This is a genomic window from Candidatus Bathyarchaeia archaeon (assembly GCA_038882715.1).
Lineage (GTDB): Archaea > Thermoproteota > Bathyarchaeia > Bathyarchaeales > DTEX01 > DTEX01.
The window spans coordinates 53,458-77,931 of sequence record JAVZNR010000004.1 but is presented as its reverse complement, the minus strand read 5'-3'; the positions used below and the strand labels follow the sequence as shown (position 1 = coordinate 77,931).

General features: G+C 43.2%; 26 protein-coding genes and 1 pseudogene. 14 read left to right on the top strand and 13 right to left on the bottom strand.

All coding sequences use genetic code 11. The features are described from left to right. The first annotated feature begins 164 nt into the window (after positions 1-164). Entirely contained in the window at positions 165-860 is a 696-nt protein-coding gene (locus tag QXR61_03715) for a hypothetical protein (protein MEM3757054.1), read from the top strand. Positions 861-894: 34 nt separating this feature from the next. On the opposite strand, the gene QXR61_03710 is transcribed toward QXR61_03715, so the two are convergent. From QXR61_03710 to QXR61_03690, 5 genes are all read right to left on the bottom strand, one after another. Then, positions 895-1,935, bottom strand: a complete 1,041-nt coding sequence (locus QXR61_03710) for a mannonate dehydratase (protein ID MEM3757053.1) — start codon at positions 1,933-1,935, stop codon at positions 895-897. Between the two features lie 79 nt (positions 1,936-2,014). After that, positions 2,015-2,746: a 50S ribosomal protein L2 gene (locus QXR61_03705; GenBank protein ID MEM3757052.1), complete on the bottom strand. Its 732-nt coding sequence runs from the start codon at positions 2,744-2,746 to the stop codon at positions 2,015-2,017. Between the two features lie 14 nt (positions 2,747-2,760). After that, positions 2,761-3,021, bottom strand: a complete 261-nt coding sequence (locus tag QXR61_03700; GenBank protein MEM3757051.1) for a 50S ribosomal protein L23 — start codon at positions 3,019-3,021, stop codon at positions 2,761-2,763. Between the two features lie 2 nt (positions 3,022-3,023). Further along, entirely contained in the window at positions 3,024-3,809 is a 786-nt protein-coding gene (gene rpl4p, locus QXR61_03695) for a 50S ribosomal protein L4 (GenBank protein ID MEM3757050.1), read from the bottom strand. 14 nt (positions 3,810-3,823) lie between these two features. Further along, complete coding sequence (locus QXR61_03690; protein MEM3757049.1) at positions 3,824-4,831, bottom strand: 50S ribosomal protein L3; 1,008 nt, start codon at positions 4,829-4,831, stop codon at positions 3,824-3,826. Between the two features lie 110 nt (positions 4,832-4,941). On the opposite strand from QXR61_03690, the gene QXR61_03685 reads away from it, so the two are divergent. Both QXR61_03685 and nadC read left to right on the top strand, forming a co-directional pair. Then, positions 4,942-5,973 carry a hypothetical protein gene (locus QXR61_03685; protein MEM3757048.1) on the top strand — a complete coding sequence of 344 codons (1,032 nt, stop codon included), beginning with the start codon at positions 4,942-4,944 and terminating at the stop codon, positions 5,971-5,973. A 71-nt stretch (positions 5,974-6,044) separates the two neighbouring features. Further along, entirely contained in the window at positions 6,045-6,902 is an 858-nt protein-coding gene (gene nadC / locus QXR61_03680; protein ID MEM3757047.1) for a carboxylating nicotinate-nucleotide diphosphorylase, read from the top strand. A gap of 11 nt (positions 6,903-6,913) precedes the next feature. Here nadC and QXR61_03675 read toward each other — a convergent pair whose 3' ends face one another. Then, positions 6,914-8,122, bottom strand: a complete 1,209-nt coding sequence (locus QXR61_03675) for a tRNA (guanine(10)-N(2))-dimethyltransferase (GenBank protein ID MEM3757046.1) — start codon at positions 8,120-8,122, stop codon at positions 6,914-6,916. A gap of 133 nt (positions 8,123-8,255) precedes the next feature. Here QXR61_03675 and QXR61_03670 point away from each other — a divergent pair, with 133 nt between their 5' ends. Continuing rightward, positions 8,256-9,239 carry a hypothetical protein gene (locus QXR61_03670; GenBank protein ID MEM3757045.1) on the top strand — a complete coding sequence of 328 codons (984 nt, stop codon included), beginning with the start codon at positions 8,256-8,258 and terminating at the stop codon, positions 9,237-9,239. On the opposite strand, the gene QXR61_03665 is transcribed toward QXR61_03670, so the two are convergent. Continuing rightward, complete coding sequence (locus QXR61_03665) at positions 9,223-9,786, bottom strand: DUF5752 family protein (GenBank protein MEM3757044.1); 564 nt, start codon at positions 9,784-9,786, stop codon at positions 9,223-9,225. The genes QXR61_03670 and QXR61_03665 overlap by 17 nt on opposite strands. Before the next feature lie 103 nt (positions 9,787-9,889). Between QXR61_03665 and QXR61_03660 the strand changes: the two genes are divergently transcribed. From QXR61_03660 to QXR61_03650, 3 genes and pseudogenes are all read left to right on the top strand, one after another. Further along, positions 9,890-10,936 carry a DUF4921 family protein gene (locus QXR61_03660; protein ID MEM3757043.1) on the top strand — a complete coding sequence of 349 codons (1,047 nt, stop codon included), beginning with the start codon at positions 9,890-9,892 and terminating at the stop codon, positions 10,934-10,936. Positions 10,937-10,967: 31 nt separating this feature from the next. Then, positions 10,968-12,032: pseudogene (locus QXR61_03655) on the top strand (alpha-L-fucosidase). Continuing rightward, positions 12,006-12,413, top strand: coding sequence for an alpha-L-fucosidase C-terminal domain-containing protein (locus QXR61_03650; protein MEM3757042.1), 408 nt, complete (start codon positions 12,006-12,008; stop codon positions 12,411-12,413). The pseudogene QXR61_03655 and the gene QXR61_03650 overlap by 27 nt, the downstream one beginning before the upstream one ends. A gap of 12 nt (positions 12,414-12,425) precedes the next feature. On the opposite strand, the gene QXR61_03645 is transcribed toward QXR61_03650, so the two are convergent. The 3 genes from QXR61_03645 to QXR61_03635 form a co-directional block, all read right to left on the bottom strand. Continuing rightward, positions 12,426-12,683 carry a hypothetical protein gene (locus QXR61_03645; GenBank protein ID MEM3757041.1) on the bottom strand — a complete coding sequence of 86 codons (258 nt, stop codon included), beginning with the start codon at positions 12,681-12,683 and terminating at the stop codon, positions 12,426-12,428. Between the two features lie 6 nt (positions 12,684-12,689). After that, the gene (locus QXR61_03640) at positions 12,690-13,844 is read right to left on the bottom strand and encodes a glycosyltransferase family 4 protein (GenBank protein MEM3757040.1); all 1,155 of its coding nucleotides are present in this window, start codon (positions 13,842-13,844) and stop codon (positions 12,690-12,692) included. A gap of 351 nt (positions 13,845-14,195) precedes the next feature. Continuing rightward, positions 14,196-15,443: a glycosyltransferase family 4 protein gene (locus QXR61_03635; GenBank protein MEM3757039.1), complete on the bottom strand. Its 1,248-nt coding sequence runs from the start codon at positions 15,441-15,443 to the stop codon at positions 14,196-14,198. A gap of 118 nt (positions 15,444-15,561) precedes the next feature. Between QXR61_03635 and QXR61_03630 the strand changes: the two genes are divergently transcribed. Together QXR61_03630 and QXR61_03625 are read left to right on the top strand one after the other, a co-directional pair. After that, on the top strand, positions 15,562-15,798 hold the full coding sequence (locus QXR61_03630; protein ID MEM3757038.1) for an Lrp/AsnC ligand binding domain-containing protein: 237 nt from the start codon (positions 15,562-15,564) through the stop codon (positions 15,796-15,798). Positions 15,799-15,805: 7 nt separating this feature from the next. Then, a complete protein-coding gene (locus tag QXR61_03625; protein MEM3757037.1) occupies positions 15,806-16,150 on the top strand; it encodes a hypothetical protein in 345 nt (114 codons plus the stop codon). A gap of 3 nt (positions 16,151-16,153) precedes the next feature. Here the strand turns inward: QXR61_03625 and QXR61_03620 are convergent, their stop codons facing one another. Beyond that, complete coding sequence (locus tag QXR61_03620; protein ID MEM3757036.1) at positions 16,154-17,734, bottom strand: DUF5752 family protein; 1,581 nt, start codon at positions 17,732-17,734, stop codon at positions 16,154-16,156. A 115-nt stretch (positions 17,735-17,849) separates the two neighbouring features. Here QXR61_03620 and QXR61_03615 point away from each other — a divergent pair, with 115 nt between their 5' ends. The 4 genes from QXR61_03615 to QXR61_03600 all read left to right on the top strand — a co-directional run bounded on the left by QXR61_03615 (position 17,850) and on the right by QXR61_03600 (position 21,859). Beyond that, entirely contained in the window at positions 17,850-18,944 is a 1,095-nt protein-coding gene (locus QXR61_03615; GenBank protein ID MEM3757035.1) for a HesA/MoeB/ThiF family protein, read from the top strand. Between the two features lie 28 nt (positions 18,945-18,972). Further along, on the top strand, positions 18,973-19,377 hold the full coding sequence (locus QXR61_03610) for a M67 family metallopeptidase (GenBank protein MEM3757034.1): 405 nt from the start codon (positions 18,973-18,975) through the stop codon (positions 19,375-19,377). Between the two features lie 75 nt (positions 19,378-19,452). Further along, complete coding sequence (gene proB / locus QXR61_03605) at positions 19,453-20,586, top strand: glutamate 5-kinase (GenBank protein MEM3757033.1); 1,134 nt, start codon at positions 19,453-19,455, stop codon at positions 20,584-20,586. A gap of 4 nt (positions 20,587-20,590) precedes the next feature. Next, positions 20,591-21,859 carry a glutamate-5-semialdehyde dehydrogenase gene (locus tag QXR61_03600; GenBank protein MEM3757032.1) on the top strand — a complete coding sequence of 423 codons (1,269 nt, stop codon included), beginning with the start codon at positions 20,591-20,593 and terminating at the stop codon, positions 21,857-21,859. A gap of 31 nt (positions 21,860-21,890) precedes the next feature. Here QXR61_03600 and QXR61_03595 read toward each other — a convergent pair whose 3' ends face one another. After that, positions 21,891-22,874 carry a radical SAM protein gene (locus QXR61_03595; GenBank protein MEM3757031.1) on the bottom strand — a complete coding sequence of 328 codons (984 nt, stop codon included), beginning with the start codon at positions 22,872-22,874 and terminating at the stop codon, positions 21,891-21,893. 113 nt (positions 22,875-22,987) lie between these two features. On the opposite strand from QXR61_03595, the gene QXR61_03590 reads away from it, so the two are divergent. Then, positions 22,988-23,509 (top strand): C-GCAxxG-C-C family protein, encoded by a 522-nt coding sequence (locus tag QXR61_03590; GenBank protein MEM3757030.1) that lies wholly within the window; start codon positions 22,988-22,990, stop codon positions 23,507-23,509. A gap of 8 nt (positions 23,510-23,517) precedes the next feature. Here the strand turns inward: QXR61_03590 and QXR61_03585 are convergent, their stop codons facing one another. Beyond that, the gene (locus QXR61_03585; GenBank protein MEM3757029.1) at positions 23,518-24,468 is read right to left on the bottom strand and encodes a deoxyhypusine synthase; all 951 of its coding nucleotides are present in this window, start codon (positions 24,466-24,468) and stop codon (positions 23,518-23,520) included. Positions 24,469-24,474: the final 6 nt, after the last annotated feature.

The following is a 24,474-nucleotide window of genomic DNA, read 5'->3' as shown; positions in this document are numbered from 1 at the left end:
AGAGGACTAGGTAATAAAATTATTGTCAAACAGATGATGAGAAACGTTGATGCTTTTGTATCCACTTAGACCTGCCGGAAAATATTGGACAAAACGCTTAAAGCGATATCCCTCTACCTTATAAATGTCTCTAAACTTCCAATTAGCATGGGGAGGATTTAAAAGTGATTGAGGGAGAACTTAATTTAAGTGAAATTTTAAGGTTGCTAAGCAGAGCTTCCGTCGCAACAGCTTACAGTCTTTTAGGAGAATCAAGGGCCAGGTACCTGCTTTCTGGAGTAAAACCTTTGCTGCCCGACATGAAGGTTGTAGGTCCCGCTTTAACGATACAATATATAACATACGAAGAGGCAAGCAAAGAGGGATTTAAAGGAAACGCTGTTCACGAGGCATATGACTCAATTAGAGGCGGAGAAGTAATAGTTGCGGCAGCACTTGGCAGAAGCGACGTAGGGGTATTCGGCGACTGCATAACATTCGGCTTTAAGGTTAAAGGCGCCGCGGGCATAGTTACGGATGGAGGTATAAGGGACAGCCCATATATAATGAAGCTTAATTTCCCCGTGTTTGCAAGGAACACAACGCCTGAACATATAGGAGGTGTAATTGTACCGTACAAAGTTAACGGCGACATTGTATGTGCGGGGGTTCACATAAGGCCGGGGGACATAATAATGGGCGATGCGGACGGGGTTATAGCCGTACCGAGGGAGAAGGCTAAAGAAATAGCTGTGAAGGCTAGCGAGGTTGAGATTAAAGAGGACGCTATCAGAAGAATGATAGCTTCAGGAATACCTTTAAGAGAGGCCTATCCACCTAGACCAGATCTATTGGAAAAATTCCTTGAAAAACGTTCCTAGGAAGAAAAGGGAGAAAAAGAAAATAATAGGATTTCTAATATTTTTCTTTAAAGAATGTTTTCTCGATAGCTTCAGCAAGCCCCTTCATATATCCGAGGGCAAGAACCTTTCCTATCATGTAGTATCCGGGGTGCCCTCCAAGGAGACATTCGAAGAGCAGGTCAGCTATGGTTTTTGGCGCATGGTCAGGTCTCATAGGCCCCTCAAACCCAACCTCATAGTAGGCTTTCATGGCTTCAAACATATCGACTCTACCAGCCGGATCATCGTGGAAGATTTCTTGAAAGCCGCCGGGCTCATGTACTGAACCTACAACGTTTCTAAAGTGGGCAAAGAAAATTTTCTTTTTTCTACCAAAATGCCTTATTGCTGCTGGAACATCAACTCCCATTTCCGCGAAACATCCCTGGCAGAAACATACGCCAACGTTATCGCTAGGAACAATATTGAGTAGCTTATCGAAAGCTTCTACGCTTCTAAGTATTCGCGGAAAACCTTGAATAGGAGATATTGGAGGGTCATCCGGATGAAACGTTATTACAACGCCAGCTTCCTCGGCCGTTGGAACAACATTCTTCAGGAAGTACTCAAGGTTCTTCCAAATGTCCTCTTCCCTATATGAGCCGAATCTAACGGTTGGCGGGATATCCTTAACAAGGCTGTAATCGAAGGCTGTTGAAGTTGCCCCTCCTCTAGTCGGCTTATCAATCTCAGTCCTCCAAATCATGTTTGGAACCGGAGGCATATGTTGCGGCTTTATAACCTTTATACCTGCCTTACCCAAGTTCTCTAACGATTTACAGAAGTTTTCGAGCTGCTGCTCTTTTCCTGGCAGATTATATATTATCTTCTCTATCGGAGGGCCGTCTTCAAGCACCTCCAGCTTTAAACCATAGCTTTCAACATGTCTCTTAATTTGGACTATGTCTCCGTACTCCCAGACTTCCGAGCCTTTTGGCGTTGGAGGCCCGTGACCTATAACATCTGTACAGCCCAATTGTCTCATGAGAATCAGGTTCTTTGTGTCATAGATATCGCCGAAGGGGAGAATCACAGCGAACCGCATTTTAACCATGCTATCACCTATTCTCTTATTTTTCTTTTCCGACAATTAATAAGAGTTGCGCTCAGCTCTAAAAGAAGGAGTATAAGGGCTACTTTCTCTTTCTCCTGCCAGCCCTCTTAGCAGCTATTAGACCAACTTTTCTTCCAGGAGGTGCATTACGAGAAACTGTTGTAGGTTTTCTAGCCCCTCTTCTACCGCTTCCAAAAGGATGCAAAGCGGCTATCATCGCTCTGCCACGCACCCTTGGATACTTATGCCCCTTTGCTCTCATCAAGTGGAATTTTTTGCCAGCTTTTACAAAAGGCTTTTCTACTCGGCCAGATGCCGCTACGACACCTATCGTTGCTAAACATGAATCGTTAATGTAGCGGGTTTTACCTGATGGAAGAGATATAAGCGTCCCTTCAGGAGTATGCGATATCACCGTGGCGTACGCTCCAGAAGCACGTACAAGTCTTCCTCCATCACCGGGTAACGTCTCTATGTTGCATATTGTCGTGCCTTCGGGGATTACTCCAACTGGAAGAATGTTGCCAACATTTATTGATGCCTTTCCGCCAACCTCTATTATTTGCCCTTCATGAATCCCTTCCGGAGCCACGGTATAATATCTTTCCCCGCTTTCGAGCTCTATATGGGCTAATGGAGCGCCTCTGCCAGGGTCATGAATTAACTCTAATATCTGTCCCTTCAGAACAGTATTAAATATATTGATTTTTGACAGATTTGGATATTTCGCTGGGGCAACGCGTTTATGCGTTGAGGCCCTAAACGTTGAGGAGCCTCTTCCTCTCCTTTGAACCAGTATTCTTTTCCCCATTTCACTCTCACCTACTAGAATATACCTAGCTTAACCGCTAAATCCGTCGCACTATACTCTTCAGTCAGCTTCACATAAGCTTTCTTAGTTCCTTCCCTAGTTATCGACGTATTAACGCTACTAACTCTGACCTGATATAGCTCTTCAACGGCCCTTTTTATGTCGCCTTTAGTTGCCTTTCGACTTACAATGAAAACTATCTTATTTTCTTTCTCGATTAAGCGGCTTGTAACCTCAGTTACAAGCGGGTAGATGATGATTTCATGAGGATCCATTCTCAATCCACCTCTTTAACTAAAATAGTTTTTCTAAGTTCCTCAATACTAGATCTAGTCCAAATCGTTAGTCTCCCTGGATGGGCGCCGGGAGCCAATAACTCAGGATTTAAATCCTTAATATAAACAACATTTACTCCTGGAATATTTCTGGCAGCCCTAAATATGCCATCATCTTTAGACACAACTATTAGCGGTCCAACAGCCATCTTTTTTCTCCTACCACGCATTTTACCCTTACCGCTTCGAACCTTCACGCTCTCAATAACCCTTTCAACATCTGACCAAACGCCAAGGTTTATTAGCGCGCTTCTTAAATCCTTCGCCTTCTTTATGCTTTCGAGGTCGTCCACGACGACTAAGGGTATTTCCGGAACATTGTCAACTATATGGCCTCTAGCTTTAACTATGTCTCTCTGCGCCGACGCAGCTATAGCTGAAAGCAGCGCTAGCTTTTTCTCCTTTTTAGGAATCTTCTTATAAATTTTCTTTTCAACTACTGGCGGGTGAGCAAGCCTTCCTCCAACGATTCCAGGGGCAAACGCCGCCCTTCCAGTGTCTAAACGTGGGACTCTTGAGAGCCCATGGCCAACACCCCATGATTCAGCCGTCGTCCTTTTTCCAGCGTACGGATCTCTGCCCTTAGGCTGAAGCCTATGGGATTGAAGGGCGATGACAGCGCGTTTTATAACATCTGGTCTAAAAGGGGTTCTAAAAACATCTGGTAATCGGATTCTACCAGCCTCTTTCCCCTCTAGATCAAAAACTCGAGCAAAGAGCCTCGCCATGTCACATACCCACCCTAAACTCCCTGCTGAGATTCAAGTGAAGTAAAGAGGATCTGTGGCGGCGTCTCAACTGCCTTCTTTGGCGGGCGCGCAGGATATCTAAGCCTTATTAACCTTTTAGCTGGCCCGGGAACGCTTCCACTCAGCATTATATATGGGCCTTTAACGGGTCCATAGTGTAGGAAGCCCCCCTTAGGCGTAACCTCTTTCCCATCTTTACCAATTTTCATTATACGCTTATTATACTCGGTTCTTTGATGGAAACCCATCTGACCAGCTCTCGGAACAGTATATATAACTCTTTTCATACCCCACGGACCTAATGTTCCAACGCCTCGCTCCGTCTTACGGCTTTTATGCTGAAGTGTTCTTACACCCCACCTTTTTACCGGTCCCTGGAAGCCTTTGCCCTTAGTTACTGCTATGACGTCTACATACTGGCCTTCCTTAAAAACCTCCTCTACTGATATTGTCTTACCTAAAATTTTCTTCACGTAATCGAATTGTTCCTTTATTGTTCCTCCGCCTATCTTTATCTCCATCAAATCTGGCTTCTTTTTAGGAATGTTTGCTAATTTCGGCTGCGTGGCAACTAAGGCTCTAAATTCTACGATCTTATCAAGTGATTTCTCTATTTTTTCTAGATTTTCTTTAGTGTTAACTTTTGGCGGAGTTATTACTCTGCTAATATCTTTGGGCAACGAGTCAGCCCAAACCTCAGTTAACGCCTTAAGGCGATTTTCATCCTTCACATATGCACGTATTGCGGCTACGTACATTGGAGGCGCGTCAATAATAGTGACTGGCTGAACAACCTCTTTACCGAAGTTCGGTGAGCCGGGCTCATCATTAATGACCACTGTGTAAGTCATGCCGGATTTGTAGCCAGCAAACCCCAATAAAACCGGACCTTCTTTAACTTCGGGCCAATATCTTATTCTCCCAACTATATGGGATGCTCTAGCCTTAGGTAAGTAGGCCAATGAGCCTCTTCTTGGAGCGCTAATTTTCCTATGTCCCACGGCTCTATTCTCCTATATTCCCTACTGCCCTTAGTCTTCTCATCAAAATAAGAGAAATAAGTTATAAATCTTTCTCTATTATTTATTGGAAATATCGTTAGAAGAGGATTATGGAAATGATTAGGTTCTCAATGCGTGAAGGGTTGTGGCTTAAGGGGTCTTTGCATTGCCATAGTAACCTTTCAGACGGCTTGCTCAGCCCGGAAGATATTGCCAAGTTTTATGAGAAAAGGGGCTACATGTTTCTGTCTATAACGGATCACGAGAAATTGACTAGCGTGAAATCTTTTAAAGGCATTTATAGTTTTGGCGTCGAAGTTTCTAGGGGGAGAGGCAGGCTCGGCGAACCATACCACATAGTGGTTTTAGGGGTAAATGACCCAAAGGTGCTGGATATAGGTGATCCCCAAGATCTGATAGATTATGTTAATGAATCTGGCGGGCTATCATTTATAGCACATCCGTACTGGTCGAACCTAGTGTACGAAGATTTAATTCGGTTAAACGGCTACACGGGTATAGAAATCTACAATACTGGATGCGATGTTGAGGTGGCTAAGGGATACGGCCTAGTATACTGGGATAACCTCCTTTCATCAAACAGAAATGTTAAAGGTTTAGCGGTTGATGATTCGCATAGATACGTTAGGCCGCCTATAGACGCTGACGGCGGATACATATGGATCAACGTGAGTGATACGCGTTTGGAAGAAACCTTAAAATCTATAGGCGTGGGCAGATTTTATGCAAGTATGGCTCCAAGAATAACCTACTTCCATTATGCGCAGAATCTACTCCAAGTGGAGTCAACACCAGCTGTTAGGCTCAACTTGATAGCACCCAACGGCAAAGGATTTTCTATGTCGCTTGATACAATGCTAGAAACATTAAACTGCTGGAGAGATCCGGAGAAAAGAAAAATATGCGAGAAAACCATTACAGGCATCGATCATGTGGGTGAGAACTCACGGCAAATACTCTCTATAGAGACCACGAATAATGAGAGATTTACGATTGAATATAACGATGAAGGAATAGTTAAATTCGAAGTTAAAAGGAACTTTGATTATCCCTATTTTAGGGTGGAAATAATCGATGGAGAAGGCAGATGTGCTTGGACTAATCCCATCAGTAATCTTTAAATAATACTTAATAATGGGGACTAACCTTTATTAACAAAATAAGTTTGCTAAAATGGTGAACCCTATTGAGCATGCCCACAGACCTGTTAAAGGAGAAGATTAAGACTTTCCTTGAGGAAGATATAGGGTTAGGTGACATAACCACCGAGCTTATAGTGCCGCCGGAAACCAAAGTGCGGGCGCAGATAGTCGTGAAAGAAGCGGCTGTCATAGCCGGGTTACGCGAGCTGAAAACAATTTTTGACATGGTTGATGCGAAAGTCGAGTTTCTGGTGAATGAAGGCGACGAAGTTTCACCAAACACGGTTATCGCCATAGTCGAGGGGGATGGGAGGGCGCTGCTATCCGTTGAGAGAACGGCATTAAATATTTTTTCCCGTATGAGTGGAATCGCTACAGAAACAAGAAAACTAGTTAAGAAGATAAGGGAAGCTGGACTTAATGTGCGCGTAGCTGCAACAAGGAAAACCGCCCCCGGACTACGATACTTCGATAAACGGGCCATAGTTGTTGGCGGCGGAGACCCGCATAGATTAAAGCTTGATGATCAAATTTTAATCAAAGATAACCATATAATCATCGCGGGTAGCTTAGAAGAAGCCTTAAAGAGGGCACGTTTATTTGGAAGTTTCTCAAAGAAGATTGAGGTTGAGGCAAAGGATGCGGAGCAGGCTGTGCTGGCGGCTAAACTTGGGGCGGAGATAATAATGCTGGATAACATGTCGGTTGACGAGGCGCGCAGGGTTATTGGGTCTTTAAGAGAAATTGGTCTCCGCGATAAGGTCCTGATTGAAATATCGGGTGGGATAAATGGAGAGAACATACTGGAATACGCTAAGCTTGAGCCTGACATAATTTCAGTTGGAACAATCACGCATTCAGTTAAATCCATTGACGCCAGTTTAGACGTAATAGAAGTCATTAGATAGCAGTTTTAGTTTTAAACTCTGTTTTTCACAGCTCTCTTAACGGCTTCAATTACTAAGGATGCTGGCGCATCAGTCTTTATTCCTCTATCATGGAGATGCGTGCGGAAAGCTCTGAAACCTGCCTCTTCAATATTATTGATAACTTCTTTTAGCGGAGGAGTTGGGGCCCTAATTTTCTCACAGATATTGTCGACAACATAATACGTGATAGGGGCTTCAGCCTCTTCCTTAATTAGAGAAATTAACCTCGCAATCTTATCATTTTCATGCTTAATAATCTTCATGTTTTCTTCAATGGATTTACAGAAATCTCTATTAGATATCTCCCCAAGCCATAGGGGTCCAGCGGCCTTTAGAGGCGAATTACACGTGGGGCATCTTGAGCTATGGTTTAAGGGAAGCATGCCTTTCGTAGGTTCTCTATAAAGGCACTTAAAGCAATGGAAGATGTAACCCATGTTTTCTAGAGATCCATCTGCTTTTTTAGCGCCATACTCGATTAACGCGTATAGTCTTATGCAATGTCTTGCAGCATGGCTGAACAATATTTTTATGCCAACATCATGTTTAGCGGCCATACTTGTCAGGCAGCCAGCTAAGAGCCTTATAGCAATCTCATGGGAATATTCGGTTTTTAAAGATAAACCGCCATATTTTCTAAGGGCTACTTTTGGGTAAACGCCGCAGAGTGGAGCTAAATCTGTTGCCGTTAAAGCCAGCATCCCCCCATCCCTTAGCGCCCTAATGGCTGAGTCGATATATGGAACCGGAGAACCAAATGGATCTATATCTATGAAGTCAAACCTTTTAGCTGGAGCCGCGTATCTCGATAAAAATAAATTTGCATCTTCATTTGAAACAAAAACCTTCTCTTCAAGATTATTTAATTGAACATTATATTTAGCCATTTTATAAGCCATTTCATTTATATCATTAAGAAAAACCGAGTTTATTCCTTTAACCTCCTTCGCGAACCTTATCCCTCTAACACCACAACCAGCCAGCGGTTCAGAAACACTTAGCTCCCTATTCACCAATTCTTGATATGATTGAAGAACCAAAACAGCGATATCTCTGCAAGGCTTCATGAGAGGGTTATAGAAGACAGGTGCCTTAGAAGGAGCGTAATCCCAAGGCCCCTTCCTAAAGGCATTAAGGTTAGGAACAACAATATTAGCCGCGCCCTCGCTAATAAAAGCGACTGGAAAATTAAAAGTCAAAGTTTTCCCCTCGGCATAACCTTATATGTAACAAAAAGATTTAAAGGAGATCAAAAATATTTCTGAGTAATATAACTATTTACAGATTCCATGATGCTATCTACATTAATCTCAACAATGGTGATAAAGACGCTTGAAGTTTAAAGAATTAGGTTGGAATGGTTTCCTGCTTCAAGTTCCTGAAGAGATGCGCCTTGCAACAGAGGGAGGAAACATAAATTCAGGGTACTTTAGGCTTGAGATGGAAAACCTGTTTTTAGAAGTTAAATGGGAGCAAGCTAACCTGAAAAAGCCCAAATCTTTGGCAGAAATATCCGCATCATTTATTGATAGTGCGAGAAAGACTATTGAGAAGACCGCAAAAAAGAAAGTCGACGTGAAAGCTAAAGTTATGGAAAACATCTTTATTTCTTCTCATAACGCACGTTCCATGCTTCTCGAAACCGGATCTGGTCTAAAAGAGCCAACCTACATTTGGGTTTGTGAAAAGAGTGGTCGAATAATCATAGCTCATTTTGCTTTATCGCCACTTATTGAAGAAGGCGAAAAAATAGTTGAACGTATACTTGGCTCATTTAAGTGCCACACAGAGGAAGATTCAGTGACATGGTCAGCGTTAAACACTCGTTTTAACGTTCCTTCCAGCTTTTTGCTTTCTGAAAGAAAAATCGCCGTTGGAAGAACATATTTGACATTTAGGGATCAAAAATTTTCTGCATTCGCTGAGATCGGTAGAAGTCTATCGATAGAGTATTTTTCTATGGCAAACGTGATTTTTGAAGACACGTATAAAGATGTGGATGCGTGGTTTCAGAAGAATTATTGGAAAGACCTGAGAAAAAGCCACAAAAATATCGCTTTCCAATCTAGTGAGGGTAAAAAGATCATGCGGCACAACGCCATATATAGGTATGGTGTAAGTAAATCCGGCTTATTCACGAGAAAAACCATGCTATGTAAAAATTTAACGTGGTATTGCTCGAAGTCGAACCGCATATACTCAATAACATACACATCGTATGTTAGCAGACCATTTTTCCTTAGGAGAAAATTGAGTGAGGAGGATGAGGAAAGATTTTTCCAAAGTTTTTTATCGTCTTTTAAGTGCCATTTTTAATTCCGCAGAGGTTTAAGAGCTCGTCGCACCTTGCTTTTATGCATTCGTAAATTTTCCCTCTAAGATCCTCGCTAGAGATGTCAGATTTTCTTATGAGCTCCAGTCTACTAGCGAGCTCTAAGTCGCCTAGAAATGAAATCCAGTTCTCGAAATCTCCTCGAAAGAAATGAAACTCCAAGGATCTTGCGTCTATTTCCCTAATTCTATCACGTAATTCAATTAAGCTATCCGAGGAAATGTTCAGCGGTTCGTTCTCCCTAATATAGAAGTGAAAAGCGAATTCAAAGGGAACTTTGCTTAAAATTTTTCTAGCTAAGCTTTCATCAATTTTGGGAAAACCCAAAAATTCTTTGCCCAAATCCGTTAAAGCGTAGAGACCATCGCCGAGCGCCTTCACATAACCTTTCCTCTTAAGATTAAGGAGATGCATGTTAACCGAGCGTTTTTCTAAACCAACTCCTTCAGATATTTCTTTTAAGCGGGCGGGTCTATTAAACTGCCACAAGAATTTCAAGATCTCTATTTTAACCTCGCTCATTTCCCCCATGTTTCCCTCTCTAACCCTATTTAACTGTCATTTAACCCTCTAGTTGTCTCGACGGCGTAAATCTTAAGACTCCGGGTTTTATAAGGGTTATGGGGTTAACGCTATGGTGAATGATCTGAGAAAAGACTATATCTTAGATAGGTGGGTTGTCATCGCCTCACAGAGGAGAAAGAGGCCCACAGACTTTATAGAAAACCAGAGAGAGGAGAAAAGAGCAGCGATATGCCCATTCTGTCCGGGTAATGAGCATCTGACCCCGCCAGCATCACTGATATATTTCATGGAAGATGATGGGCTAAAGAAAGACCACGATAAAAATGGGGATCGCCGAAAGGACTGGATCATTAGATGCATACCTAACCTTTATCCGGCGTTTTCACCACAAAACTCAGAGAGTTCTTCAAGCTTTCAAGGCGATTATATCCATGTCTCTAGGGGAGCCTTTGGCTACCACGAAGTTTTAATTGAGTCGCCGAATCATGACGAGCACCTAGGCGTAGCTAGAATAACGCAGTTAACCCATGTATTAAATGCGCTAAAAGACAGAGTTTCATTCTTCATGTCGAAGGAATACGTGAAGTACGTGTCGATTTTCAGAAATCATGGCGTAAGCGCGGGCGCATCGCTGTCGCATGCCCACAGCCAAATAATAGCGACACCGATTCTCCCAAAGATATTAGAGGAGGAGAGATCTGCAAGCGAAAGACATTATGCGGAGAAGGGACATTGTGTTTTCTGCAAGATAATAGAAGTGGAAGCTAAAAGTGAGCGTTTTATATGGGAGAACGCTGATTTCCTAGTTTTCGCACCATGGGCCCCGATAAATCCATTTGAGTTTTGGATATTTCCGAAAAGGCATCAGTCATCGATTTTGGAGCTCACGGGAGAAGAAACTAGGTATCTTGCTGAGGCGCTTAGAATTAGCTTTGGAGGTTTAAGAAGCCTATTAAATGATCCTCCCTACAACCTTGGTTTTCATATGATCCCGGAAAAACATTATCACTGGCATATTGAAGTTTATCCTAAATTAGCCATTTGGGCTGGATTTGAAAAGAGCACCGGAATGTATATCAACACTATGCCGCCGGAGGAGGCTGCCAGAAACTTAAGGGAAACCTTTAAGAGGGAAGAGGAATCCCTAAAGATGTAAGCTGATATTTTTGCGATGTTTGGGGTGAAGCATGTTGTTTAGCGCAAATCTAAGGCTTCCAAATCTACCTAAAGGACCATTTAAGCCAACATGGGATTCCTTAAAGAAGTATAGGTTTCCAAGATGGTATATGGATGCGAAATTCGGCATATTCATCCATTGGGGAGTTTACTCTGTGCCAGCTTTCCAGAACGAATGGTATCCAAGAAACATGTATATTAGGGGTCATCCAGCCTATTACCATCATTTGGAGACATATGGGCCTCATGACAAGTTTGGGTACAAGGATTTTATACCCATGTTCACAGCCGAGAATTGGGATCCGGTAGATTGGGCTAAGCTATTTCGGGAGGCTGGTGCCAGATACGTCGTTTTAGTTGCCGAGCATCACGATGGCTTCGCTCTCTACGATTGTAGCTACACTAGGTGGAATTCGGTGAGGATGGGTCCTAAACGCGATATAGTTGGCGAGTTGGCGGAAGCCGTCCGCGGAGAGGGATTAGCCTTTGGGGTTTCATATCACAGGGCTGAGCACTGGTGGTTCTTTGAGGGCGGGATGCATTTTAACTCGGATGTTAGAGACCCGAAGTACTATGATTTTTATGGTCCTGCAAAGCCGTCTAGCACGCAGCCAGATGACGAGTTCTTAAGCGATTGGCTTAGGCGAGCCTGCGAGCTGGTGGACAAATATAAGCCTCAGATATTCTGGTTCGATTGGTGGATTGAGCAGCCGGTTTTTGAACCATATCTTAGGTTTTTTGCAGCCTATTACTATAATCGTGCGTATGAGTGGGGCACTGGCGTAGTTATAAACTACAAGCATAATGCTTTCCCAGAGGGTACTGCTGTACTTGACATTGAGCGTGGAAAATCCGATGTTATGAGACAGAGTTTTTGGCAGACCGATACGTCGATATGTAGGAAATCATGGGGCTAAATTAAAGACCACGATTACAAGCCAGCGGGTTTGATAATAAGCGATCTAGTCGATATAGTTAGCAAGAACGGTTGCCTACTACTTAACGTAGCACCAAAACCAGACGGAACAATACCTGAAGAGCAGCGGAAAATTCTCCTAGATGTTGGGGAATGGCTTAAAATTAATGGTGGAGCAATTTACGGCTCAAGACCATGGACAGTCTATGGGGAAGGACCCACAAAGGTTATTGGAGGAGAGTTTAAAGAGGAAGCCAGTGAGCGGTTTACTGGCAAAGATATACGCTTCACATCACAGGGCGATACGCTCTTCGCAATACTTCTAAACTGGCCGGGCGGCGAAGCGGAAATTAAGTCGCTTAGCACCATGTTAACGCTATATCCTTATGAAATTGGAAGCGTCGAAATGCTAGGCGTAGAAGAACCGTTGCAGTGGACCCGCAACGAGGATGGGCTGAGAGTAAAAATGCCTGAAAGAAAACCTTGTGAGCATGCTTACACACTAAAGATAAATAGGTTTAAGGGGAGAAAGGAGCATTAAGGAGCCTTTGGGCTAGCTATACATGCTTAGAACCTTTCTTATTCCGCCGACTGACACAAAGTATCTTTTGGCGCCCATAGTCTCCATGACCTCAACGTACCTATTCTCTATGAGCTTATTGAGATTTTGTTCGGCTTTAGAGGGATCCATAGCTGTCCAGTACGATATCTCCTCAAGTGTTAATGCTTTATTCGGTTCTGTTGCGCCGATATTATGCAATATGCAAAGTAGGTAGATCTCGTCCGGAATTGATGTGAATTTACTTGACATTAGAGCTCACTCCTTAAGAGCCTTCTCATATGTTTCAACAGTTCTCCTCGCCACTGCATCCCAGCTATATACTTCATTGATCTTCCTTTTAGCATTTTGCGTAAGCCACGACGCATAACCTGGATCAGAGAGTATCTTGTTGACCCCCCAAGCTATCGAATCCGGGTTCTCCCTAAAGGCTAAGAAACCAGTTTTATCATGCTCAATTATCTCAGACAGACCACCAGTATTGCTCGCTACAACTGGCACTCCGGCCGCCATTCCCTCTAGGGCGACTATGCCGAACGGCTCATAAACAGACGGAACAACAAGAACGTCTGAACTTAGAGTTAACTCAATTAATTCCTGGTCTGATAAGAATCCTAGGAATGTTATTTTATGCTGGCATCCAGTTGAAGACGCTAAATTCAGCAGATACTCCTTCGACCAACCATCTCCAACTATAACTATTCTGGCCTCAGGATGCTGGCCAATTATTTTTGGTGCAGCCATAATTAAGTATTCTACACCCTTCTGCGGAACAAGCCTTCCAATAAAAAGAACTATTCTCTCAGATGGATCTATACCGAAACGCCTTTTCACCTCATCACGGTTAACCGTAACACTGTACTTTGACGAGTCAATAGCGTTGGGAATAACATCAATTTTTTCATCCGGGAGGCGGAAATGCTCTTTAACCTCATACTTCATAGAGTTGCTCACGACAATAATTCTCTTTGACTCGTAGGTCAGCCACCATTCTATTCCATCAATCAGGTAGGAATCCGGGTTGTGAAGACCACGCGACCTGCCGACCTCAGTGCTGTGTATGGTTGAGATAAGCGGCACGTTCAAATAATGTTTTGATGATATGCTGGCGGGAGCCACAAGCCAATCGTGAGCGTGGACTATTTCAAACTTTTCATGTTTTCTTATCGCAGCAACTTTTTTCTCCATAAAATGGTTAAAGAGGAAGACCCAGACAATAAAGTTTGGATGCCCTAATTCTATGGCAGTTCTATGTATCTTCACGCCCTCTTCCTCTTCGTAATATGGTGCTCCGGGAAAATCTAATGTGATCAAGTGTACTGAATGCCCCATTTTTGTAAGAGCTCTTGCTAAACCATGGCAGTGTCTAGATATTCCGCCAACTATTCTAGGGGGATATTCCCAGCTGAGCATACATATATTCATGGTTTATCAGCCAGTATGTTAAGCTAGTGATATCTAGATGACTTCATGATTATCAATTTTTCTGCCCCAGCGAGATTTAGTTTAGTTTGGATAAAAGCATTGTTTGGAATTGATCTATATGATGCCCAAGCAACATAAGAGATGGGGATCGACTTAAAGGAGAATCCTTCTTTAACATGATGGTACGGATTAGACGTTATCCGCTTAAAGGTTTCAGGGTAGATTTGGTGGACTTGCCTAAACTCTTCGATAATATGCCAAAAATTGAATGAGCCCTCCATTCTGTTAACCAGCTCTTTGGAGAAGAAAAGTCGTCATCGACCTATTATACGTTTCCCTTCACTGAGCAACCTCCTTGTATATTCTGATGGTGTTTTCCGCGACAGTTTTCCATGTAAACATCTCTAAAACTCTTTTCCTAGCATTGATGCCGCACTTCTTCCTTAACTCGTCGCTCTCTAAGAGAATCGACACAAATTTAGCTATGTCGCTTGGATCATAGGGGTTAATGTGGAAACCGCATTGATTCGGACCAGAGGGGACAACCTGCTCCCTTAAGCCGCTTACACCTCTAGCGCCGACAACTACAGGTTTACCCATACTCATAGCTTCAGTGCATACTATGCCGAACGGCTCATATTTGGATGGAAAGACGCATACGTCAGCCGCAGCATAAAACTTTATCCTCATATCCTCGGGCAGAAACTCGTATTTCAGGATTACTTTATCATATAAGTTAAGTCTAGCAACTTCCTCCTTCAGCAGCTCCTCTTGCTCCCCAACACCAACTATAACTAGCTTTGCCTTAGGCACTCTGCTCAAAATCTCCGGCATGGCGAGTATTAAAGTGTCCGCGCCTTTAACCCAGGTTAGCCTACCTATAAAAAGTATCATGAATTCATCTTCAGCTATGCCTAGACTCTTCCGCAGGGATAGCCTTTCTTCTGGAGAAACGTTTTCAGGCGCATATTTTTCAGCGTCTATTCCATTGTAGACTACCCGAATCTTCTTCTCGTCGTAACCTAAGCTCACAAGATGATCTCTCATAGCATAGCTTACGGTTATAATTCTCTCAGCAAAATCGGCTGCTAGGCGCTCTAAACGCTTAATAGTATCCGAACCATCGCCAGTTCGCCCTTGCTCTGTGCTATGTACATGGAAAACAAATGGTTTACCTAGTCCCCTGCTGGCTAATATTCCACCTATTGAACCCAACCAGTCATGTGAAACAATTAAATCAACTTTTCTTCTCTCCATTCTGACTAAATCGTTCACTAGCTTGCTCGCTGAAAGTATGTTGTAGAGGAAGATGTCCCCAAAGAATTTTTTGCCGCTCTCCGTCCAACGCTGTATTTCTTCAGGTATAAACATGGGTAACAGCAGGCTGATATTCATGTTTTCAACTATCGGGCGATGTACTTCAACACCGCCATATATGTCTCTTGTCGGAGCATCCCTAGTATGCATTGCGAAAACAGTCACGTCATGCCCCATTTTAACAAGCTCTCTCGTTAAGTATTCAGCGTACGTCCCAAGCCCGCCAACGATGTAGGGCGGAAACTCGTATACGAAGAAGGCTATCTCCATTTTGAGTTCTCCTAATTACAGAAAGAAAGTTTCTATAAGATTTAACATTTTCTTCAAGTCGCACAGAAAAACTTATGGCTTATTCTTTCTTTAAAATATTTGAGGGGGAATTTGCTGATTGATAGCTTTCGTATTTATTAAGGTCGAGGTTGATCAAGTCTCTAAGGTCGCTTCTCAGATAATGAAGATTGAGGGCGTTGAAGAAGCACATGAAGTTGCGGGGGATATCGACATAATAGCGAAAGTTTCGGCACGCAACATAGATGATTTAAGTAAAATAATATTTAGGATTAGGGGGATTAACGGGGTTCAAGGCACAGATACGAGAATTGTTCTAGCAAGCTACCCTAGGTGATAGGGTGTTGAGCAGAAAACCCATCAGAGACCGTGTAAGGGAGATGCAATTAAATGGTTTGTCTAGAGAGGAAATTGTTAAGATCCTTTATCTCGAAAAATATCCTATTTTTGAAATAACAGAAGTCTTAAAAATTTCTTCTAGCGAGCTTAAAGATCTTAATAATAAACTGAATCTATTTCTGCTAAGATGTCCTGTCGGTCATAAATTCCTTGATGATCCCGCTTTGCACGCTAATGATGCACATTACTGTGTTGAATGTAAAAGATGGTTTGACGAAAAAACATTAAGAGACGAAATTTTTCTTGAAATTAGGAGACTTGAGGAGAAAGAAAAGGCAATAAGAGGATAGAAATTACTTAGCAACTGTCTTCGCATGTTTTCCTTTCAACTCCTTTATTCTTTCTTCAAGGAGGGTTACTAATGCGCGCCGAAGATCTTCCTTATCTTCCCAAATTCTTGGCAGTTTCTCTATCTTTGCAGCTAACTCCGCATCACCTATCACGTTGGCGATCCACTTTTCAAAATCTCCTCGCCTCATATGAAAATCTATTGATTCAGCGCTCACTTTTTTAAGGGCATCATAAAACTCTTGAAGGCTGCCAGCAATTATGTCCGTGGGAGAAGCAAACATATAGAAGAACCTAAATTCTCTGCCAGCTGGTACACGTCTCAATAACTGCACATGTTTAAATTCCGGTTTACTGACCTCAGCTTTGCATCTGGCTTCAAAGTCGAGTAGCACGCCCATATATGTTATGAAGGCCTCAATAGGGTTTCCGTAAGGGTTAAACGAGTCATGGACTATGCCGGATTCGCCGCCTTTAGTGTACATGTAATAGAAGTGATCGCTTATCTGTAAGTAGCGCCAGATCCTTAGTAAGTCGCTATCATTCAACCCTTTAACTAATAAGCCGATTTCATTAAGCAGGCTGAATGATATCTGCTGTTGCGGGTTACTTAGCCAAGCGCTGGTGTCACGTTCAGCATCAGCCCATGAAATCGTCTTCTCCGGCGGAACATCTATCATGTCACATGGAGCATGTTTTTCAATAGCTTCAGAGGGCGTTACCCAACGCAGATTTCCCCACCTGCAAACCTCAGTAGGCAGCCATCTTAAAAATTCAAGTATACCGCTCTCGGCCCAATAATGCTCGCCGAAGGTTTCATAATCTAAAAATAGGACTATGACTTGACCAGGCGTATGTGCCAGCCAAGACGCATATTTATCTGCCGTAAGGGGCCATTGATCCCACTTGGTTGAGGCGAAGCGAAAACCTATATCATCGGAAAGCCTATAGTTACGTAATAAGACTTTGATGGAGGAGCCCTTAGCCTTATAGACGAAGTTCGGCGCCCTCCAGCCGAGTATCCTATCGGCGCCTTCAGTCACTATCGCCTTAAACCCAAGCTTCTCGACTTTTTCCGCGATCTCATTGTTATATATGCACTCGGTATTCTCAAAAGTCTCCGGTGTATAGTTAAACAACTTCTTTATAGTCTCACGGTGCATCTCAACTTGTTCTGGGAACTCTGAGCGATCGACAGTGTTTAGGCTAGAAAGAGAGTGATAATATGTTTGGCAAAGCAGTTCAACGCACCCTGTCTCAACCATCCGCTTAAATATATCGAGAAGACCAGGGCCAGGGCTCCACATTTCACATTGCTCAAGAAAAACCCCGGAGAAGCTAAATGAGACTTTAAATTCGTTTCGCCCCCCTCTAAATTTATTTATCTGCTCCAATATTATCTTACTCGCTGGAAGATAGCATCTCTCGCAGATCCTTAGAAAAATTTCTTTGTTGGTTTTTTCATCAAAGTATATTTTGTAAAGATCGCTTATGCTAACGTTCCCTCTGGAGAGAAGTTCCATGTTAAAGCTGCGATTTAACCTTAAAGGTTGATGAACCTCGAAGATAAGACATATATCAGCCATTTTCTATCACACAGAGACCCGCCGATTATAGCCTATCATATTTAAGGCTAAATATTTATTGCTTAAGATAAATCTAAATGAACGCGCCAATGCAATTTTTATGGGAGGACAAGTTATGAATTATAGGGCTGAAAGCGAGACCCTTTCAGATGAAGAGCTTGAGCTCTACTCACGGCAGATTGCCTTATCAGAGATAGGCTACGAAGGGCAGCTTAAGCTTAAAGGGTCAAGCGTCTGCGTCGCCGGATTGGGCGGCCTAGGTTCTCCAACCGCCCTACAATTAGCTGCAATAGGCGTTGGGCATATACGTCTAATTGATCAGGATGTTGTGGAGCTCTCAAATCTACATAGGCAACTGCTTTATGGCGCAAAAAATATCGGGTATCCTAAGGTTGAGATCGCCGCCAAGAGATTAAAGGAATTAAACCCTAATGTAGAAGTTGAACCAATACCCGCATCGATTAGCGCTGAGAATGCGGAAGAAAATATTAGGGGCGTAGATGTCGTTGTTGATGGACTTGACAGAATGGCCCCGCGATACGCGATAAATAGGGCTTGCCAGAGGCTTGGCATACCCTATGTATTCGCGGCTGCCATAATGACTTTTGGCAACGTCACAACGATCATACCCGGCGAAACCCCGTGTCTTGAGTGCTTTCAAGGTAACATCAGAGACGAGACGTTACCTATGTGCGCTACCGTGGGTGTTCACACATCCTTGTTAAGCGTGATATCAGGCATAGAGGTTTCCGAAGCTATCAGAATAATTCTTGGCAAAAAGCCCCGTTTAGCCGGCAAACTGCTTTACTGTGATATTGGGGATTTATCCTTTGAAGAAATAGAGATACGTAGAGTTGATAGCTGCCCGGTATGCGGTTTAAACCCATCGGGTTCACCAATGCCTCTAGAGAGAAAATTGATATCTGAAGGGCATCCTAGACAGGGACGAAGGGTCTTCAGAATAACTCCTAGGGATAATCTTAACCTCGACTTAGATAGGCTTGCGACGATAGTTAGCGAGCGCGGCCTTAAGGTCAAGGTGAAGGCTGAGCTCGGAATAACCTTCTTTAATGAGTTTGGGGGCATAACGAGTGTTTTAAAGAGTGGGGTAACCATAATTGAGGGGGCAAAAAATGGTGAGGAAGCCTACAAATCATTCTTAGATTTAATGGTTGGTGAATTGGGGATATCAGTTCAAAGAATAATATGAATGTGAAGATATGTTTAGAGGAAGCGGAATGATTCTCAGGTTAAACAAGAAGCACGTCAAATTACTGGCGAATAGAGCGCGGGAAGAACACCCCATAGAGATATGCGGTGCACTATTTGGATTAATCCGTGAGAATGAAGCCCGCGTGGTTAAAGTAGTTATCTTAAAAAATATTCTTAGATCAGAGATCATGTTTCAAATAGATCCTGAAGAATTCCTGAAAGCGTTTCTTGATTCAGAGGAGGAAGGTCTTCAACATATAGGTTTCTTTCACTCTCATTCTGGAGATATAAAGCCCTCGGTGAGAGATCTGAAATATATGACGCTGTGGCCCGAAAGCATATGGCTGATAGTATCCTCCACAGACTATAGAATCGCAGCTTATGAGTTTAATGGAAAAAACTTTCATGAAATCCCTGTGATAATAGAATAATTGTTTTTTATCTTTCACCGATTTTCAGAAAAAAATAAAAGTTTAGTTAAATATACAAATGGGCGTTGAATGTATATGAAAAAACTTATTGTTGTCAAGGTTGGCACAAGCAGCGTCACTAAAAAAGACGGAAGTTTAGACCTTGACGCCCTACGTGAACTTGCTGACCAAATAGCTACGGCTGTTAAAAGGGGATTTCAAATAATTCTTGTAACTTCTGGGGCTATTGCATCCGGGATCGCCGAGCTAGGTGTGAAGCCTAAACCAAACGATATAGTTTTCAAGCAGTCATGCGCTGCTGTTGGCCAAGCAATTCTCATGGAGCATTATCGCCAATTATTTAAACGCCATAACTTGAGGGTTGCACAGGTTCTCTTAACAAAGGAAGATTTAGCGAATAGGGTTTCATATATACACATATGTAATGTTCTCGATAGACTGCTCAGCCTAGGGGTTGTGCCCATAATAAACGAGAACGATGTTACTTCAGTAGACGAAATAATGCCTGTTATGAAGGGCTACAAAGTCAATTTTAGCGATAACGATATATTGTCCGTTTTAATAGGTAACGCTGTTCAAGCCGATCTAATTGTGATTTTATCTGACGTTGATGGTCTTTACGACGCCAATCCGAGTAAGAAGAAAGATGCGCGGGTAATTCCTTTAGTTGAGAGAATAACGCCTGAATTAAAAATGGCTGCGGAAGGCAAAAGCGCCCTTGGTAGAGGTGGTATGAAGACAAAGCTTGAGGCTGCTGAAATAGCTATGCAGAGTGGCATACCGCTCGTAGTAGCGAATAGCCGCAGAAAAAATGTATTAATAGATATATTGGATGGAAAAGATGTGGGAACGCATTTTAAGCCGCTAGGCGGTAGAATGCCGGGTATAAAGAGTTGGATAGCCTACGGTGCGGGGGCAAAGGGGCAGATCAAAGTTAATGAGGGTGCTAAACAAGCGATTCTTAGAGGCGCGAGTTTACTGGCTGTCGGAATAGAGGATGTTTCAGGTCAATTCAAGATAGGAGACGTTGTTAGCATAGTTGGCCCAGATGAAAAAGAGTTTGCGCGCGGCATAACCAATTACTCTAGTGACGAAATAAACCTGATTAAAGGCTTAAAGACATCACAAATAAAAAGAGTTTTAGGCTACATTAGACGTAAAGAGATTATTGTTAGGAAGCTTATGTACGTGTTTAGTGAGGCGGATTAATTAAATGATGGATGATGAAAGCATAAGGAGTTTAATTCTGGACATATGTAGAAGGGCGAGGGAAGCCTCATATATTCTCGCCAACCTATCAACTGAGACCAAGAATAATGCATTAAACAACATGGCTGATGCCTTAGAGGAGCATGCTGATGAGATTCTTGAAGCTAACAGGATTGATGTTGAGGCATCTAGGGCGAAAGGTGTTAAAGAATCGTTGCTCGACAGGTTAATTTTAAATAAATCGAGGATTTCGAAGATGGCGCAGTGCCTAAGGGAGGTTGCCGATCTCCCGGATCCGGTTGGAGAAATAATTAAAACATGGATTAGACCAAATGGGCTAATAATCGGTCAAATAAGGGTCCCGCTAGGCGTGATCGCTGTGATCTACGAGTCGCGGCCAGACGTCACTTCAGACGCAGCTGGCATATGCTTAAAATCCGGCAACGCCGTCATATTGAGGGGTGGATCTGACGCCATAAACTCTAACATTGTCATTGGAGGGGTTTTAAGCGAAGCTGCCATGAAATCAGGAATACCTGAAGGCGCGATACAGGTTGTCCCAATAACGGATAGAAGAGCCGCCCTAGAGCTCATGAAGATGAGAGATTACGTTGACGCCCTTATACCAAGGGGTGGAGCCGAACTTATCAAAGCGGTAATAGAGAACGCTAAGGTTCCAGTCATTGAAACTGGAACGGGCAACTGTCACATATATGTTGAAAGTGACGCGGATCAGGACATGGCTATAAAAATAGTGATAAATGCTAAGTGTCAGAGGCCTGGAACATGCAATGCGGTTGAGAAGTTACTGGTTCATAGGGACATCGCGCTAGAATTTCTTCCAAAGATTGTAAGCGCCTTAAGGGCTCACGGTGTCGAGGTTAGGGGATGCGAGGAGACGAGGAAAATCGTACCTGATGTTAAGCCAGCTACTGAAGAGGACTGGTATACAGAGTACTTAGATTTAATAATCGGCGTAAAGGTTGTCAGCGGAATAGATGAAGCCATAGCGCACATAAACAAGTATGGGACTAAGCATTCGGACGCCATAATAACTTCAGACTTCAGCAAAGCGCTGCGCTTCATTAAGAATGTGGATTCAGCGGCCGTTTACTGGAACGCTTCAACGCGCTTCACGGATGGAAACCAGTATGGACTTGGAGCTGAAATAGGCATAAGCACCCAAAAACTGCATGCCCGCGGACCCATGAGCGTACAGCATCTAACAACGATTAAATACTTCATTCTTGGACGCGGGCACATAAGAGAGTAGCTCGGCTGCCAGCAGCATAACAGCATAAAATTTAGGGCGCTCTAGCGTCTCTGTGTATTTGGGAGCAGCAGGTTTGAGAAAACTTTGTCTCTAGACCTAAGAGTTTCGCTCTCTCTATAGCTTCGATGCTTGGGAAAGCTATGGCGTTAACGCCGGATTCGATGGCTAATACGTCGGTTACGGATCTATGAGCCCCCTTAGGTCTCGCACACCCAAGCGCGATTGGCACGTTAGGCATTAGGAAACGGGCTCTCAAAATAATCTCTGCTACTGTTTCTGGCGATGGTGGGCTAACGGACTCCATTCTCGTTCCTCTGATCGGGAAGAACACTATTATGATTAAGGCTGATGGCTCATACTTTGAAATCATTTCTACGGCTTTGATCTCTCCCCGTATTTCACCGTAATGTAGCCCGACAAGAACATGCGGGGTGAACGGTATTCCAGACTGCTTTAAGGCTTTAAGAGTTTCAGCGTACTTATCGAGCGAAGCATTGAGATGATATATTTCCCTAACGGTCTCCTCTGAGCCAATTATGTCAACTGATACTGCATCTACGCCAGCTTCCTTAAGTCTTCTAGCGGTTTCAAAGTCTATCAGACCGGTATGCATCACGATAGTTAATCCTAGTTTCCTCTTAACTTCAGATATAGCGTCGATAAATCTTTCTATGGGGACAGAGCCATTAGGCAAACAGCCCCCGCTAATCAAGCAACCTATCGCGCCGTTCCTTTTCAGACTAGAGCAGACCTCTATCAACCTGCTTGGTGTCGTGGCCGATATCATAGTTCTGAGAATTTTTCCGCCGCAATGATCACAATTTAGAGAGCAGAAGGAGCCTGTAATCGATATCGATGGAAAAGCCGTCGGAGAAGACTTAAAATACCTATAATACGTGAAGCCCGGCACATAAAAGTACATTTTTCTCCCAAATATTTGCCAGCTAATTTCCCTCGCTTCATGGATACCCTTCCAGAGATCGTCAACTTTTTCCTTAATCGACGATTTCCTCAAAGATTATTCCAGCTCCCTCATATCAAAGATTATCTCTGAGACATCGAGCTATGGCTTATTCTTAAAATTTTATTTATTTTATAGGATATCTAAAATTTTAAGTTGAGGTTGAAATGATGGCTGAGAGATATTCTGAGAAAGCCTACAAACTAGCATTTAGATATGAAGCTGAGTATGGAAGCTGCCCTCAAGCAGTCTTAAGAGCGATATACGAGGCCTTTAACGTTGAGGGGATGGAAATAGTGATTAAATCAGCACACGCTTTAGCCGGAGGCCTGGGGCTAAGCGGAAATGGAACCTGCGGCGCTCTCTCTGGAGGTGTTATGGCGCTCTGCTTCTTCTTTGGAAGAGGTTTGGAAGACATGGGTAAGGGCAGGTTTCTGAAGTCTCATGTTAAGGCGAAGGAGCTGTACGATAGGTTTGTGAACGAGTTTGGCAGCTGTATTTGTAAAGATGTTCAAACTAAGATCTTTGGAAGATCGTTTAACCTCTGGGATCCAGAAGACTATAAGAAGTTTGAGGAAATGGGCGGTCATAGGGATAAGTGTACAGATGTTTCTGGCAAGGTGGCTAAGTGGGTTGTTGAAATATTATTGTCGGATGAGGGTGTAAAGAGACGGCTGGGAATATCCTAGCTAATGACTTATCCCTTTCTTTTTGAAAACTCGGATATTAACGCTGTTATCATAAGCGGAAGCACTACTGTCGCGTCTCCTTCAATAGTTACATGTTTCGCCGTTTCCTTAACTTTCCCCCATGAAATTGCTTCGCGGACTCTTGCTCCTGAGAGACTACCATCCCACTCAACAGCCGTCGTTATGTAAACCGCATAGTCTAAGCCGCCCTTAAACTGGTTCCACCATATAACATGGTGTTTTGAGATGCCGCCGCCGATTATCAGAGCCCCGGTGCGTTCAGCGCTAAACACAAGGTCGTTTATCTCTTGCTCATCTCTGAGAACATCTATCTTAAACTTGTGGTCCTGCGAGAATAACCATACTTGATAGCCAATAGCCCCGTCAGTTATGCCTGGAACATAAACGGGTATATTATTTTTTGCGGCCCAGTAGAGCAGCGAATCCTCATTACAAAGTCTTAAGCCTATCTCCCTATTCAGCTCACGGGTTGAAATCTCTCTCACACCCTCGTTCCAGAGAGTCGATAAGAGTATGCGCATTTTTTCCTCGATGATTAAGCCGTAGCTTTCATTTGGAATTAATATATTTCCGAGCCGGTTTACGCCTTTTCTATGAAGTTTCCTGTCGTCTAGATCAAATGATCCACGATAATAATTTTTCCAGCATCTAGCCAAGTCGTGATCTAGGGTCCCGCATGTCGTCACAATTACATCTATTAGGCGGCGCTTAACCATTTCTTTTATAACCCCTCTAGTCCCAGTAGCTACAATGCACGCTGGAAAAGAGAGAAACTTTACGCATCTCTTATCAGCGATCATTCTCTTCATTATTTCCACGCCTCTAACGATCTTCTCTGCGGTAAATCCCCAAGCGCCCTTCATCTGCTCAACAAGTTCACTAACGCTCATGTCTTCATGAAGCGTATAATCCTTAATGACCTCGAGCCCATCAATCATAGCGTT